Here is a 14,224-nt window from a genome sequence, read left to right as displayed (position 1 = left end):
ACCAAATTAATAAGTTAACTAGAAAAGAAAAATTGAAAATATAAAATTTCTATTTCTTGGATTCTGGAAATAGGATAGTTGCTTTTTCATTCTATTTTTGGTACTATGATAGTGCATTTTTATCAATGAAGCACAAAAACCACTCTACGGCGAATAGAGTGGTTTTCTTGTACTTCTGTTGCAACTACGAATGAGTGGGGATAGAGGAAACTTGCTTTTAGTTATTGCCTTTCTCACCTAACCATTGAGAAAAACTGTAATCACGATACCTAAGTAAGCTGAAATTCGCTAAAAATTGTTTCCGCCTTTTCTTTCGCAGTGAATGCTACTATTTCATCTTCCTCGTTATTCCGCCACATTCCCACTACTCAAATAATTTCCTTTTTCATCCAAAGGTAACCAATCCAAGAAATTTTTCACATATTTATCCCAAAAATCCCACTCATGTCCACCCTCATCTTCAATATAAGTAAGTGGAATTTCTTTCTCATCCGCAAATGATTTAAAGCCTCGAACACTTTCAAGTAAGAAATCTTTTGTGCCGATTGGAAGATATATCTTAGGAATGTCTTGTTTGTTTTCGATCAATTGATTGATTAAATAGTAATAATCTTTATCACTATCCTTGATCGTATCGATCCCGCCAAAGGCATTGTCATAAAAATCTAAACTCCAACCTGTGACGGATAATAATTCAGAACGTGCAATAATTTGATCGATCATCAAACCTGGTGAAAAAGCACCGATATGGCTAAAGGTTTCATGGTATTTCAATCCGTTGATCATAGCACCGTAGCCACCCATTGAAAGACCAGCGATGAAGGTATCTTCTTTTTTATGAGACAAAGGAAACATGTTTCGCGTAAATTCAACCAGTTCATCTGCCACGTAGGCACCGTAGTTTTCACCACGATTTGGTTTATCGACATAAAATTGATTTTCACCGGATGGCATGATAACAGCTAGGTTATGCTCTTCAGCCCAGCGTTGGATTCGGGTGCCAGATAAATAATCCGTATAATTGCCAAAGGCGCCGTGTAATAAATACAATGTTTTTAGTGGTTTTTGTTGGAGCACTTCTTCTTTTCCAAATGAGATATGATCTAAAGGAATAATTGCGTTAAAGGTTACCGTGCGTGATAACATTTTCGAGATAAAGTTTACTTGTACTAAAGCCATTATGCATCCTCTTTTCTAATTTTTATCGTATCTTCTTGTATAGCAGTTTGTGCATTCTTTTTCTTTTGAACACTTAACAGAATAAAAGAGCATGTACTTAATAGAATGAGACCTATTCCACTCATTAAAAAGCTATCGGAAGCAGTTGTCATCCCAAAGGTTTTACTTAAGAAACTATTGATTGTGGGAGATAAAAAGACGCCTAAGTTGATCCCGACTAATAACACACCTGTCGCTAAGTTAGCGGAATTCTTCGGTGCAATTTGCCCAACTAACATAAACATGAAAGGCGCTGCTAAACTAAAAGCTAAACCTGAAACGATAGCACCAAGGGTTACAATCGCAACTGAGTTGGCGGATAAAATAATGATAAAGCCAAGACCGATACCTAATAGTCCAATTGGTAATACTAGCTGTTTTAACCACTTGAAAATCTGGCCATAGAAAACGCCGACAACAATCCCAACAATTGTAACGGAGCCTAAAATACTTGCGGCAGTTTCTGGTTTGCCAATGCCAGTTTCCACCAGTAAAGTAGCTGTTTTTAACATGATCACAAAAAATAAAGCGTATACAATTAAAGCGAAAAGCATTAAGCCGATGGTCGCTCCGTTGATACTTTCTTTTTCTTTTTTAGTGTTAGCGGTTGGATCGTCTAGTTTTTCCGCTGCAGGTAAGGTCACAAAAAGAGCGAATAATGCTAATGGTAAAACGGTGATTGCGTAAACTAAAAAAGAATTCTGCCAACCAAATTTAGTAAAGTAGCCAACTAATAAGGTCATCACAGTGCTGCCAATCGACCCCATTGCTCCTTGAAGCCCCATTAAACTGGCCTGCTCATCCCCAGAATAAAGTTCAGTAATTAAACTTACGGCAAGGGCATTAAATAAACCGACTCCTGCTCCAAACATAAAGCGTGAGGCTAAGATAACTGTATAATTTTCTATAAAAACAGGAATAAGGCCAGAGATCAACGCAAGGCTGAGCCCTAATAAAACCGTCTTTTTCTTGCCTAGAAATTTAACAAAAATATTGCTTAACAAAACAAAAATTAAAATCCCAAAGTTTGGAACAGTCGCAATGAGTTCAATGGACGAAGTACTTTGATCTGGAAAAGACTGCTGCATCAAAGGGATTAGCGATGATACGGCTGGCCCCGCTACTAAAACTAATGAGATAGACAGTAGTGATGCTTTAAATAAAAAGCTGTTTTTATTCATGATAGGTCCTCCAATATGTTATTGTAATCGATTACAAGCAAAGGATATCATGAATTCACTCATTAAAAGGGGCAGAAGCTATCGGAAAAAAGGTCATTTTCTGCCATTCTGTTTTTTTCGATAGTCTAATTGATATTTTTTGGGTGTTTGCTGGAAAACGTCTTCGAAGGTTCTTCTGAATGATTTTTCGTTGGGGAAACCAACGATATCAGAAATCACATGAATTGGTTTTTCACTATGAAGTAATAGTTCTTGCCCTCGATTGATTCGAACTAGCTGGACATATTTCATGACACTTAATCCAAGACTCTTTTTAAAAAGTTTGCTTAAATAATTCGTTGACATATGAAAGTTGTTCGCTAAAATTCCAACAGATAATTCTTGCTGATAATTTTCTTGGATAAAGGAAATGATCGGCTGCATCTGACCTAAATTTCGATGGTAGACATTTGAATTGATCGGCATTTTTTCACGATGCATCCAATCTTTTGCCATTAGGTAGATTATTTCGTAAGTTAAACGGATTAATTGTAGCTCTAAAAACTCTTCCGGTTCCCGTCTGACTAGATGATAAAACTGACTTAGCGCTTCCCGTAATTGATTGACTTGCGCAAGTTTTCCAGAAGGGAGATTATCAAAACGCATAAACTCAAAGTGAGGAATCAGCTTACTTAAAAAGTCATAAGGTATCTGGATTGTCAATGCTTCAAGATCGGCGCAATAACTGGAAACAGCGCCATGTACCTCAGCTGAATTAATGAACAAAATTGTGCCAGGCTCTGTTTGATAGGTAACGTTGTTGATTGTATAGTTTTCAATTTTTCCAGAATAGGTGTAAGAAATTTCAAATGACGTGTGCCAATGAGGCAGCACAGGACCTGTGGAATGGTCTGCACCATGAACAATCCAATTGATAGGAATCAATTCGTGTGTATATTCAATAAATTCATGTTCAAAAGTCATGTTGAGCCTCCTTAATTTTTTTCGTGCCAGTAACTTTTTGGGGTCATATTTTCATATTTTTTGAATACTTTAATGAAATAACTCGTATCGTTGAAGTGAAGTAATGAGCTGATCGTGTTTAAATCATACTGTTTAAATTCTAATAATCGCTTACTTTCTTCTATTCTTTGCTTCATCACATATTGATTAAGGGAAAGTCCTACTTCTTTTTTAAACAATTTAGATAAATGAGGGACAGAGTAATTGGTGTAAGCTGCGATTATCGGGATAGATAAATTCGAGTAGATATTTTTATGAATGAATTCACACGTTTTTTTGACCGTGGTAGAGTACTTGATATAGTTGTATTTACGTACCTCTTTACAAAATAATAGGAGTATTTCTAAGACGGGTGGTTGCGCGCCCTGAAAGTGATTTTTTCGTTCAATATCTTGAATCAAGTTGTCGCTTAAAGTATACGCTCGTTCATACGGAACGCCGCCTTTAATCGCATATCTTGTGGAAATCGCTACGGCTACAATCAAGATGTTTTTTTGATTCCTCAATTCTGATTCAGTCGAAAGTAGGCCTGTCTGGCTATTTTTTTGAAAAGCGTAATAGTCTCTTTTTAATCCTTCTTCGTTGCCATTCATTACTTCAATAAACATAGCCTCTTCACTTTCGAAGTCGTGATGATAAAGTTGTTGTTCAATTTGCTCACTTAGCACTTTTTCAATGATCGTTTCTCTTAGATAGAGAATGTTTTGATTGAGAGACTGAACTTCTTTAGCTGTGAATTCTTTTTCCTTCATAAATAGATGAATGGTTTCAGAAATCTTCAATAACCGGTCGTTATGAGAAATGAAATTGCCGACTTCATCATCAATGAATAGACAGACCAATTGATTTAATTCATGGATATCATAAGCGAATAATAGCAATTTTTGTTCTTTGAAATAGTAATTATGAATGATACTTGTTTGCGTGATTATTCGTTGAATTTGTTTATCTGTCAACTGATGATTGGTAAGATTCTTTTGGTGACTGATCTGTCCATTTGTTTTATCCACAACAATATAAGAAAAAATAGCGATATCGGATAGATGATTCAAAAATTTTATAAGCGCTATCATCGTTTTCAGCTCCTTTGATATAAAAATACCATTAATCATAAAATTATACTATTATTTCTCTCTGAAATGAGTAGAATACAATTGAAAGCGCTATTAAAATCTTTTCAAGAGATAATAGGAGGAAAGCCATATGACTGAATTAACCACTCACTTTTTAAGTATTGATATTGGAGGCACCTACATTAAGCACGCCTTAATTAATCGTAGTGGCCAAATTATTTTTGTGAAAAAGGAAGAGACACCAAAGAATATTGAAGAGTTCAAAAGCTGTTTAACTGGTATTCTTGATCAATACAAAGGACAAGTTAAAGCGGTAGCTGTTAGTTGTCCGGGTAAAATCGATTCAAAAGAAGGAGTTGTCTATCATGGTGGAGCGTTGGTTTACTTACATCAGTTTCATTTGAAAGAATTTATTGAATCTTATATGAACCTGCGATGTGCCATAATGAACGATGGCAAATCAGCTGCACTTGCTGAATTGTGGTTAGGGCAGTTAAAAGACATCGAAAATGGTGGTGTGATGACACTTGGTACAGGCATTGGTGGCGGTCTTGTTTTAAATAAAGCACTTCACTCAGGCAGTCATTTCCAAGCAGGGGAGTTAAGTTTCATGCTCCTTTCAACGAATCTTCCAATCAGTTTGGAGACTGTGGCGGGAGCGAAAGGTTCGGCAGTAAATTTCATTCGACAAACGTCAAACTTATTGAAGTTAGAGGACCTTTTAGATGGTAAAAAAGTATTCGAAGAATTAGAAAAGAAAAATGAATTGATTTATCCATTATTTGAAGAATTCTGTCGCAATGTGGTCATTGTGATCATGAATGTTCAATCAGTCGTTGATTTACAACGAATCGCTATTGGTGGCGGTATCAGCGCACAACCAATTCTTGTGGAAGAAATAAAGCAACAATATCAACAATTACTTGCCTCTGCTCCAGTGTTAGAGACGATGTTGACGCCAGTAGAAATTGTTCCTTGTCATTTTAGAAATGAAGCTGGATTGTTGGGAGCTTTGTATCATTTACTTGAAGAATTAGAAGAAAATTAATCATTTCACTTTTGGGAGGAATCATAATGGCACGGGAATACGATCTAAAATTAGTAGAAGCGATTAAAAATAATCAATATACAGAAACACGTCGCGATGTGTCGGTCATCGTAAAACCAATTCCAGATTGCGATATTGATGGTGCGATGGATCCACGGGTGTATAAAGGGGCTAAAAAAATGAGTCTACTGATGAAATTTATCCCCAAAAGTATGCTGAAAATGGATGCTAGCCCAAAATCAATCAAACGTTTGCGAAAAATGTTTAATAGCGTAGATTCAACACCAATGGTTGAAGAGGACATTAAAGAAATGACTTTTACGATTAAAGCGGAAGATGGTTTTGATATTCCCGTGACTCGTTTTCAATCGGAAAAACCGATGGCTCATTCACCTGTGCTCTATTTTATTCATGGCGGTGGTTTCTTTGCTGGTAGTACGGATGTTGTGAGAGAAGCCTTGAGGTTATTTGTTAGTCAAACCAATATGATTGCGGTCAGTATCGACTATCGTTTAGCACCTGAAAATCCTTTTCCAATCGGGCATACGGATTGTTACACTGGCTTAAGATGGTTAGCCGACCATGTGGAAGAATGGGGAGCTGATAAGCGGAGTATTTTCGTCGCGGGAGATAGCGCTGGTGGGAACTTAACAGCGTATTGTAGTAACCGAAATATTGAAGAAAATCGTGACGATGTATGTGGTCAAATTTTACTTTACCCAACGCTTAATATGGGTGGGATCAAGGATGAATATACTGAATTTGATATCGATCAGGATGTAGCGATTTACGCGAAACAAGCCAATGTTATTCGTCCCGGTATTGAGATTTTTGGTGAAATGACGACCAGTTTATCCGATATTTTAGGGACAAAAGATATTTTAAATAAATACCTAACACCTTATATGTCAGTCAGTGAAAAAATGCCAACAACGATGATCACCTCAGGAGAGCATGACTTCTTAACCTTTGAAAGCTTAGCTTATGCTAAAAAATTGGTTGATTTAGGGGTGGATACGACCTTTACTTTATACAAAGGCATGGGGCATGCATACATTGATCATGTAGGAAATTATCCACAGGCAGAAGATTGTATGCGAGATATTAGTGAATTTATTAAGAAAAATAGGCGTTAAACCGAGTAAAACCTTTCCTTGAAGCATGTAGAAAGGTTATGCTAGTCTAGTTAGCTATCATTTAAAGATAGACGAGGCGTATAATGTATATTATTATAACAGGGATACGTATAGTTTAAAGGTTATACAAAAGACTTGGAGGATTTGGTGTGAAAAAAATAAAGAGCACTATTTTGTTAGGTTTGAGCCTGGTGTTTCTGGGGGTTTTAGTAGGGTGTAACAATTCTGGTAAATCAAGCGTAGATACGGCTACAACATCATCTAGCAGTAGAGAAACTACAGAGTTGACTACTAGTATGAAAGAAACCAAAGAAACTAAAGAAACCACAGAACGAACAACTACGCAATCTAGCATAGTTCAGGAGACGAAAGAAACAGATGGATCACAGGAACAAGCAAGAGAAGAGCAAGCAAACGAAGCCATTGAATCGATGAATCTCTCTCAAATTCAACAAGGCGATTTCACAAGCCTCAATGGAACTTGGGTAAATGGATTAGGGAATACAATTTTTGTGGCAAACAATACAATGAGTTTGACAGACATTTCTAACCAGAAGCAAGCCGCAGAAATAACTGGGCTAAATGTAGATATTCCCCAACTAAATTCACCAGAGGGGACGCCTGAGTTAGTATCATATATGAGCGATAGTAACAAAGTTAAATCGTATGAACAACAATTGGGGATTGAAGAGAACCGAGGGTTTGTTTCTTTACGAAGTAATCTCCCAAGTGCGGTAATCTACGTGTCCTTCTTACCAAAAGGTATAATGGGTGACATATTAGAGGGGGATATCACCAGAGATAAAATTGTTGCTGTGGGTACACAAAACACCGCGACATCTGTTCGAGCAGAATATGTCTATTATAAAGCTGACTAAGTTGTTAGAGACCTTGATAACAAAACATTGCGATATTTTATATGGAGTACCTACAAAAAGTGGGTGCTTTTTTATACTATTTTTTTCGTACTTACTAAATTTTGGTAGTAAAAAGAAAAAGCGCTCTATTCTAGATGCGCTTAAAATAACTATATAACCATATTATTCTGATAAAGACTCATTTGGTTTCACTTTATAAAATTCCCCTAAAATCTCCCGCACTTCATCTGTCGATTTCGTCCCCATCAATTTAACGCGCAAGTCACTAGCGCCAGGAAATCCCTTCACGTAAATCTTAAAGAAACGGTGCAAACCAACGATCGAGCGTGGAACCATTTCTGCATAATGATCCTGTAAATCAAGCTGCATCTCTAATAATCCAAGCAACTCCTTCGGCGAATGCTCTTTTGGTTCTTTTTCAAACGCATATGGATTCTTAAAAATTCCGCGGCCGATCATAATGCCATCTACACCATATTGTTCTGCCAGCTTTAATCCTGTTTGCCGATCAGGAATATCACCGTTGATCGTAATCAGCGTTTGTGGCGCAATGCGATCCCGGATTTCCATGATTTGAGGAATCAAGTCCCAATGGGCGTCGACTTTACTCATTTCATTCCGTGTTCGTAAATGAACAGAAAGATTGGCAATATCTTGTTTCAATAAGTGTGTGATCCATCCTTCCAGTTCAACGATTTCTGCATAGCCGATCCGTGTTTTTACACTAACAGGTAAACCACCAGCTTTGGCTGCTTCAATCAGTTCAGACGCTACTTCTGGTCGTAAAATAAGACCGCTCCCTTTGCCGCGTCCGGCTACATTAGGGACAGGACACCCCATATTGATGTCGACACCTTTAAAACCCATTTCGGCTAAACCAAGGCTCATCTCTCTAAAGAACTCAGGTTTGTCACCCCAAATATGAGCGACCATCGGCTGTTCATCTTCAGTAAACATCAAACGCCCCTGGACGCTTTCTATACCATCAGGATGGCAATAACTATCGGAATTTGTAAATTCAGTAAAAAAGACATCCGGTGCGCCTGCTTCTTTGACAACATGGCGAAAGACAACATCGGTCACATCTTCCATCGGTGCTAAAATAAAAAAAGGCTTTGGTAGATCTGCCCAAAAATTATTCATCATTCTATACTCTCCACTCTATTGCTTTCGGTTAGATTCTGAAAAACATACTCATTATACTAATAATACTGGAAAGAATCAAAGAGAAGATTTGTATGTCAGCTAAGGTTAGTGTTAATCGTAATACAAGTTAGAGATAAAAAGTAAAAACAGTTTGCTTATTTTTAGTAAGTGTATTATACTAGCGTTATCAGTTTAGTTCTAAACTAAAAGGAGGTTCAGAAAAATGGAAAAACTATCACTTACAGAAAAAGTAAAATTAAGTTGTTGGATGTCCATCTTGCAGTTTGTTCAAAAAAGCAATCTCCAGTCCAATGAGTTTTTAAAACAATATGACCTAAATGCTTCAAAGTTTGATATGCTTCATCAGATTCAGGAAAACCAACCAATCACGCAAAAGGAACTAGGGGAGAAATTACTTATCTCCAAGGGCGGTGTTTCGCAAATGATCAAACAGTTTGAAACGGATGGCTGGATCACACGCCAACAAGAATGGAAGGAAAAATACATTTCCCTGACTGGTAAAGGACAACAGCAACTAGACAATTGCTTTATTGCCCAAAGTAAGCTGCAAGCATCCGCATTTGATAATTTAACGAAGCAAGAAGTCCTTCAACTAGCAAAAATCAGCAAAAAATTGATGAAATCATAACAATAGTTAGAGCATGAAAAAGGAGTGTAGGAAAATGAATAAAAAAATGAACGAAAAATTCGGAATCGATTCTTCAAAAGGCATGGAAATCGGGTTATATTCACTAGGAGATCACGTTAAAAATCCAATGACAGGAAAGCTGATCAGCGAGCAACAACGAATCAATGATATTATCGAAGCAGCAAAGTTTGCTGACGAAGCAGGCATCGACGTGTTTGGTGTTGGTGAAAGCCATCAAAGTCATTTTATCGGGCAAGCAAACCAAGTGATTCTATCAGCAATCGCAGCGCAAACAAAAGACATTAAGATTTCTAGTTCAGTGACAGTTTTAAGTACCAACGATCCAGTCCGAGTGTATGAAGAATATGCCACGTTAGATTTAATTTCAAACGGTCGCGCTGAAATAGTGGCGGGTCGAGGTTCACGTGTTGGTGTTTACGAACTTCTTGGATTTGATTTAAAAGATTATGAAGAACTGTTTGAAGAAAAAATGCACTTGTTAAAATTATTGAATGAAGCGACACCAAATAAACGAATGAACTGGGAAGGCGCATTTCGTGCACCGTTACAGAATGCAGAAATTTTACCTCAACCGCTTCGTGGACATTTACCTGTTTGGCGTGCAGTGGGTGGTCCAGCAGATAGTGCGATCAAGGCTGGATTAGACGGTATTCCAATGATGTTGACGACATTAGCAGGACCTGCACCGATTTTCAAACGAGCAGTGGATGCGTATCGTTTGTCATTGAAAGAAGCAGGCTATGATGAAACAGAATTTCCTCTTGCGACAACAAGTTTATTTTATGTTGCAGAGACTGGTAGCCAAGCGCGTAAAGAAATGTATCCATTTTTAAATGCCGGTTGGTCAGCGATTCGTAGTGGAACATATCCCAAACAACATTTTGCTCAATCACAAGATACTAGAGATACGCTAATGGTCGGCGGCGTCAATGAAATCATCGAGAAGATGCTTTATCAATACGAGTTATACGGACATCAACGTTTTATGGCACAAATCGATTTTGGCGGTGTACCGCTGGATCTAGTGAAGAAAAATATTGAATTGATTGCGACCAAAGTGATGCCAGAAGTTAAAAAGTATACTAAAGAATAGGATGAATAGTGATGAAAATAGTTGCAATAATCGGCTCCGCTTTTGGTAGTAAATCAAGAGTGGCTGTCAATTATACGATCAATAACATAAAAGAAGTGCGTAAAGATGTGGAAATAGACGTGATTGATTTTTCTGAAATCCAATTTCCATTCGCTGATGGACGGGAATACCTTCAGCACGAAGGCGAAGTTGGGGCAGCATTGAAAAAAATCATGGAGGCAGATGGCTTGATTATTGGCACGCCGATTTTCCAAGCATCGATGCCTGGAACGTTGAAGAATTTGTTTGATATGTTGCCAGTCAATGCTTTCCGCAATAAAGTAGCAGGAATGATCGTCACTGCGGGGTCAGAGAAACACTTTTTGATTCCGGAGCAACAAATCCGCCCAGTACTAAGCTATATGAAAGCTAATTTAGTGTCGAATTATGTGTTTATTACAGATCAAGATATCATTCGCCAAGAAATTAAAAATCCCGATATTGAATTTCGATTGGATCGATTCGTGGATGACTTTTTCTTATTACTGGATACGTATCAAACGATGATTCAGCAAAAAGAAGCGGAATATGATTTTTAGCAATCGTTGGTTGAGTGTGTGGGTGTGGACAAAAGTAAAAATCACTTTTGTTTCACACCCTAAATGCGAATAAAAGGTGGATATGAAGTTATATAAAGAAGAATTGGAGCTTCCCATGAGTATTCATCAAGAATTTCAAAGAAAATTGTGTTAAATAAATACAATATGATTGCTACGTCAATTCTATATGCCATTGAATTTCACAGGGTGCTAAATAAGGAGTAATCTGATTTATACTTAGCTGTATTTATTGTGTACAAAATAAAACGAGATCAAAACAACAAATCCTATGAGTAGGAATCCACCGATCCAACTTAAAAAAAGTCCTAGCTCTTCATTTGTTTTTGGAAGAATACCCTGGACAACTTGTTCTAGAGTTGAAGTATCTCTATGAACTTCGACAGTCACTTCGCTTACAATGGTTTCGCTATTTGCAGTGTTAGGATAATAAAATAAACTGATTATCGAGGTTAGAAAGATGGTTATCAAGGCTTTACTTTTTTCTTTTGTAAAACACATACCCAAATCCTCCTAAAATGAGTAAGGCAACAATGCTAGCAAGTATGAGCCAAGCTCTATTGTCTTCATTCAATACGTCCAAACCTTCATTAATCGTACGTGAATCGGATTGTGAAATTGTAAAGTCACTTTCCCAAACTTCATTGATCCCCTCAGATTTTCCAGTGGTTTTTAATACATAATTGCCTGCTTTTAGCTTGGAATTTGTAAGGGATAATTCGGGGGAAAACAGACTATTTGGCGCTATTTCGATACCAGTCATACTGTTTTTAAAAAGAATCTTCGTAGGTTGCCCCTTTTTATAAATTTCAAATGAAAGAGTTAGATCCCGGATGATAGTTGGTACGGGGTTTTGGAAAGACACGTCTATAAATCGTTCAGGTTTGTTATTTACTAAATTTATACCTTTATAGTTCATTTGACTGTTCTTAGTTTCTTTATTTACTCGAATTTTAATGGGGATGTTATAGGCAAAAGTATTATTTATGCCTTCGTTAGGCTGTTCTGTGGTCTTTTCGCTCACATTGACTGCTCCTAAGATTGTCCCGTCAAAGTTCTTCAATTCAGCTTTTAAAACGACGCTTACTAGTTGTGTGCTATTGGCTTCAACGGTTATTTCTTGTTGTTCCACTTTAGCAATTTGTGATAGTTTATATTGTTGGGCTGGATCGTATTTATGATCTACAGCATAGCTGATTGCACCATCTTTTGTGGTCATTCCATCCAAAATGGTTACGTTCATCTCTTTTTCCTCAGCTGACTCGTTTACAATCAATAATTCAAGGGTTTGATCAATTGCGGAGGATGTGGCGATATTAAAATAATCCTCCGTATTTTCTATCTGATTTTCTGGAATCAATGGCTTTAGGTAGTAAGCAGTTTCCTGTGCTGAAGCTGTATTAGGAAACATAAGTAGGATAAATAGACTGGCTAATAAAAATAGTAGGGAATGGGATAGGCTTTTGGCGTTCATTTTCTAGACTCCTTTATAAAAAAATTTGATAAGAGACCAAGGTTCTAACTCAAGGAGTTATGCCTTAGTCTCTAAGTGTTTAGTTTATACTTTTGGTGTCAATGTCCAAGTAATGTTAGCGCCATATACGCCTGATTGTAATAAACTACTTTGTCCAATTATTAATTGAGGATTTAGTGTCAGTGTTTTTCTTTCATTATTGCCTTCTTGATAACCGATTGTAAAGGCTTGATGTTCCTCACTATCATTCATTGTCACCTTAGCATTTGGTGTTAATGTGCTATCTTGTGTTGAAGGTTCTAAACTAACGCCTAGTTTATTTAATAGAAAGCCTTTATTTCCAAAAGGGCCATCTGTTAACTTTGTTTTGACTGTCCAATCATCTTTTTCGCCAGCCCCTTTTCGTGTATCAAGGACACTGATTGAGGCTTTTCCAGCTTCTTTTTCGTTCAAAGTAGATGGATTATCTTTTGTGTTTAGCTTTTCAAAAATAATACTTGCTTCGGTCGCCGCATTTTCACTAAATTTAACGGTACCCGCTGTGGTAAGGTTTTCTACTTCGACAATCGCATTACTTTTCGCAGAACCTTCTGCATCTTCTTCTGTTTTAACCGGAGGCATCACGATCAACTCGTTAGCTGGGTTAAAAGTAAAGTCTAAAGGTAGTGCTCCTGTGTATGGTTCATGCTCAACCGTAATCGTAATATCTTGACCAGTTGCATCTTTTCCATTTCTAGCATAGGTGAATCGTCCGCTGTTTAATTCTGTTAATTCTAATGTTGCGGCATAGTTACTGCCTACAGAAATATGTGTTCTTTCTTTATTATCAAGAATAACATCGTAATAACCGAAATCACCTCTTGATTTACCTTCTGTATCAAAGAATTCGTATCTTCCTGATTTGTTATCGTAACGGGCTAAGCCTAGATACCCTCTATTGTATTCAGAAACATCATTGCCATTCTCATCAAGTGCTTTTGTTCCTTGCCAAAAAGTGGAACTAAGAATATCTATCCCTGGTTGATCTTTGATGATTGTACCTGTTTCTTTAGAGCGGACAGGTGGTTGGGATGTAAAGGTTAATTCCCCACTATAAGGAACATGTTCTACAAAAACGAAGCCATTTGAGCCATCCTTTTGCACACCTTCTCTACGATAAGTAAACATATCTTTGTCTAATCTGACCATATCAACAACTGCTCGATAACCAAGTTCTGAGAGTAAGATTCTTTTTTTACCGTCTGGTGTAACGAAGAATACCCCTTTATCCCCTCTAGAAACATTGGTTTGCTTGTCAAAAAACTCATAGCGATTCGTAGTTGCGTCATATTTTGCTCGTCCGATAAAATTACTATTTTGACTGGTTACGTCATTTCCTTGTGCATCGTAAACGAATGTTCCTTCCCAATTAGTTGAACCGAGAACTTGGTTTGGTTCAAACTCTGATGCAAAGACCTTTGAGCCGTTCGTTACAGCAAGCAATGTAAACAATACTGTAAATAAAACATAAACATAGCTGTCCTTAAATTTTACGTGATTAGCCATTTGTAAAACCTCCATTTTTTATTGTGTAATAGGTATTTCTACTAATTAATCTTACTTCAAGTGAGTAAACGGAGAGTAAATAAACTATAAACAAACTATAAATTTTTTCATAAATCAAAAATAGACTACTCGTATTCTAAAAGTACTAGAAACAAGTAGTCTAA

At 37.1% G+C, this 14,224-nt stretch carries 14 protein-coding genes; 6 read left to right on the top strand and 8 right to left on the bottom strand.

Annotation, left to right across the window (positions count from 1 at the left end; all coding sequences use genetic code 11):
* Positions 1-345: 345 nt before the first annotated feature.
* From AC1PU0_RS15820 to AC1PU0_RS15805, 4 genes are all read right to left on the bottom strand, one after another.
* Complete coding sequence (locus AC1PU0_RS15820; protein WP_206848883.1) at positions 346-1,179, bottom strand: alpha/beta hydrolase; 834 nt, start codon at positions 1,177-1,179, stop codon at positions 346-348.
* The gene (locus tag AC1PU0_RS15815) at positions 1,179-2,399 is read right to left on the bottom strand and encodes an MFS transporter (RefSeq protein ID WP_206848886.1); all 1,221 of its coding nucleotides are present in this window, start codon (positions 2,397-2,399) and stop codon (positions 1,179-1,181) included. The genes AC1PU0_RS15820 and AC1PU0_RS15815 overlap by 1 nt, the downstream gene beginning before the upstream one ends.
* Positions 2,400-2,492: 93 nt before the next feature.
* Positions 2,493-3,362, bottom strand: coding sequence for an AraC family transcriptional regulator (locus tag AC1PU0_RS15810; protein ID WP_069640414.1), 870 nt, complete (start codon positions 3,360-3,362; stop codon positions 2,493-2,495).
* 11 nt (positions 3,363-3,373) lie between these two features.
* The gene (locus AC1PU0_RS15805; protein WP_069640413.1) at positions 3,374-4,474 is read right to left on the bottom strand and encodes a helix-turn-helix domain-containing protein; all 1,101 of its coding nucleotides are present in this window, start codon (positions 4,472-4,474) and stop codon (positions 3,374-3,376) included.
* Positions 4,475-4,604: 130 nt separating this feature from the next.
* On the opposite strand from AC1PU0_RS15805, the gene AC1PU0_RS15800 reads away from it, so the two are divergent.
* From AC1PU0_RS15800 to AC1PU0_RS15790, 3 genes are all read left to right on the top strand, one after another.
* Complete coding sequence (locus tag AC1PU0_RS15800; RefSeq protein ID WP_206848887.1) at positions 4,605-5,522, top strand: ROK family protein; 918 nt, start codon at positions 4,605-4,607, stop codon at positions 5,520-5,522.
* A 26-nt stretch (positions 5,523-5,548) separates the two neighbouring features.
* Complete coding sequence (locus AC1PU0_RS15795) at positions 5,549-6,658, top strand: alpha/beta hydrolase (protein WP_206848888.1); 1,110 nt, start codon at positions 5,549-5,551, stop codon at positions 6,656-6,658.
* 149 nt (positions 6,659-6,807) lie between these two features.
* Positions 6,808-7,536, top strand: coding sequence for a DUF6287 domain-containing protein (locus tag AC1PU0_RS15790; RefSeq protein WP_206848889.1), 729 nt, complete (start codon positions 6,808-6,810; stop codon positions 7,534-7,536).
* Positions 7,537-7,698: 162 nt separating this feature from the next.
* Here the strand turns inward: AC1PU0_RS15790 and AC1PU0_RS15785 are convergent, their stop codons facing one another.
* Complete coding sequence (locus AC1PU0_RS15785; protein ID WP_479998573.1) at positions 7,699-8,682, bottom strand: tRNA dihydrouridine synthase; 984 nt, start codon at positions 8,680-8,682, stop codon at positions 7,699-7,701.
* Positions 8,683-8,905: 223 nt separating this feature from the next.
* Between AC1PU0_RS15785 and AC1PU0_RS15780 the strand changes: the two genes are divergently transcribed.
* From AC1PU0_RS15780 to AC1PU0_RS15770, 3 genes are read left to right on the top strand one after another with little or no spacing between them, the layout of a single operon-like run.
* Positions 8,906-9,331 carry a MarR family winged helix-turn-helix transcriptional regulator gene (locus AC1PU0_RS15780; protein ID WP_111246815.1) on the top strand — a complete coding sequence of 142 codons (426 nt, stop codon included), beginning with the start codon at positions 8,906-8,908 and terminating at the stop codon, positions 9,329-9,331.
* Between the two features lie 34 nt (positions 9,332-9,365).
* On the top strand, positions 9,366-10,445 hold the full coding sequence (locus tag AC1PU0_RS15775) for an LLM class flavin-dependent oxidoreductase (RefSeq protein WP_479998572.1): 1,080 nt from the start codon (positions 9,366-9,368) through the stop codon (positions 10,443-10,445).
* 11 nt (positions 10,446-10,456) lie between these two features.
* On the top strand, positions 10,457-11,023 hold the full coding sequence (locus AC1PU0_RS15770; RefSeq protein ID WP_479998571.1) for an NADPH-dependent FMN reductase: 567 nt from the start codon (positions 10,457-10,459) through the stop codon (positions 11,021-11,023).
* A 237-nt stretch (positions 11,024-11,260) separates the two neighbouring features.
* Here the strand turns inward: AC1PU0_RS15770 and AC1PU0_RS15765 are convergent, their stop codons facing one another.
* The 3 genes from AC1PU0_RS15765 to AC1PU0_RS15755 all read right to left on the bottom strand — a co-directional run bounded on the left by AC1PU0_RS15765 (position 11,261) and on the right by AC1PU0_RS15755 (position 14,060).
* Positions 11,261-11,542 (bottom strand): LPXTG cell wall anchor domain-containing protein, encoded by a 282-nt coding sequence (locus AC1PU0_RS15765; protein ID WP_069653447.1) that lies wholly within the window; start codon positions 11,540-11,542, stop codon positions 11,261-11,263.
* A complete protein-coding gene (locus tag AC1PU0_RS15760; protein WP_206848893.1) occupies positions 11,517-12,515 on the bottom strand; it encodes a WxLIP family cell surface protein in 999 nt (332 codons plus the stop codon). The genes AC1PU0_RS15765 and AC1PU0_RS15760 overlap by 26 nt, the downstream gene beginning before the upstream one ends.
* A gap of 84 nt (positions 12,516-12,599) precedes the next feature.
* On the bottom strand, positions 12,600-14,060 hold the full coding sequence (locus AC1PU0_RS15755; protein ID WP_479998570.1) for a DUF4822 domain-containing protein: 1,461 nt from the start codon (positions 14,058-14,060) through the stop codon (positions 12,600-12,602).
* Positions 14,061-14,224: the final 164 nt, after the last annotated feature.

The sequence above is a fragment of the Enterococcus sp. XAF26B05_ASV22 genome, assembly GCF_056727285.1.
This window is presented reverse-complemented; position numbering and strand designations above follow the sequence as displayed.

Coding starts and splice junctions, on each gene's coding strand:
- AC1PU0_RS15820 (WP_206848883.1), bottom strand. CDS start 1,179: ATGGCTTTAGTACAAGTAAACTTTATCTCGAAAATGTTATCACGCACG.
- AC1PU0_RS15815 (WP_206848886.1), bottom strand. CDS start 2,399: ATGAATAAAAACAGCTTTTTATTTAAAGCATCACTACTGTCTATCTCA.
- AC1PU0_RS15810 (WP_069640414.1), bottom strand. CDS start 3,362: ATGACTTTTGAACATGAATTTATTGAATATACACACGAATTGATTCCT.
- AC1PU0_RS15805 (WP_069640413.1), bottom strand. CDS start 4,474: ATGATAGCGCTTATAAAATTTTTGAATCATCTATCCGATATCGCTATT.
- AC1PU0_RS15800 (WP_206848887.1), top strand. CDS start 4,605: ATGACTGAATTAACCACTCACTTTTTAAGTATTGATATTGGAGGCACC.
- AC1PU0_RS15795 (WP_206848888.1), top strand. CDS start 5,549: ATGGCACGGGAATACGATCTAAAATTAGTAGAAGCGATTAAAAATAAT.
- AC1PU0_RS15785 (WP_479998573.1), bottom strand. CDS start 8,682: ATGATGAATAATTTTTGGGCAGATCTACCAAAGCCTTTTTTTATTTTA.
- AC1PU0_RS15780 (WP_111246815.1), top strand. CDS start 8,906: ATGGAAAAACTATCACTTACAGAAAAAGTAAAATTAAGTTGTTGGATG.
- AC1PU0_RS15775 (WP_479998572.1), top strand. CDS start 9,366: ATGAATAAAAAAATGAACGAAAAATTCGGAATCGATTCTTCAAAAGGC.
- AC1PU0_RS15770 (WP_479998571.1), top strand. CDS start 10,457: ATGAAAATAGTTGCAATAATCGGCTCCGCTTTTGGTAGTAAATCAAGA.
- AC1PU0_RS15765 (WP_069653447.1), bottom strand. CDS start 11,542: ATGTGTTTTACAAAAGAAAAAAGTAAAGCCTTGATAACCATCTTTCTA.
- AC1PU0_RS15760 (WP_206848893.1), bottom strand. CDS start 12,515: ATGAACGCCAAAAGCCTATCCCATTCCCTACTATTTTTATTAGCCAGT.
- AC1PU0_RS15755 (WP_479998570.1), bottom strand. CDS start 14,060: ATGGCTAATCACGTAAAATTTAAGGACAGCTATGTTTATGTTTTATTT.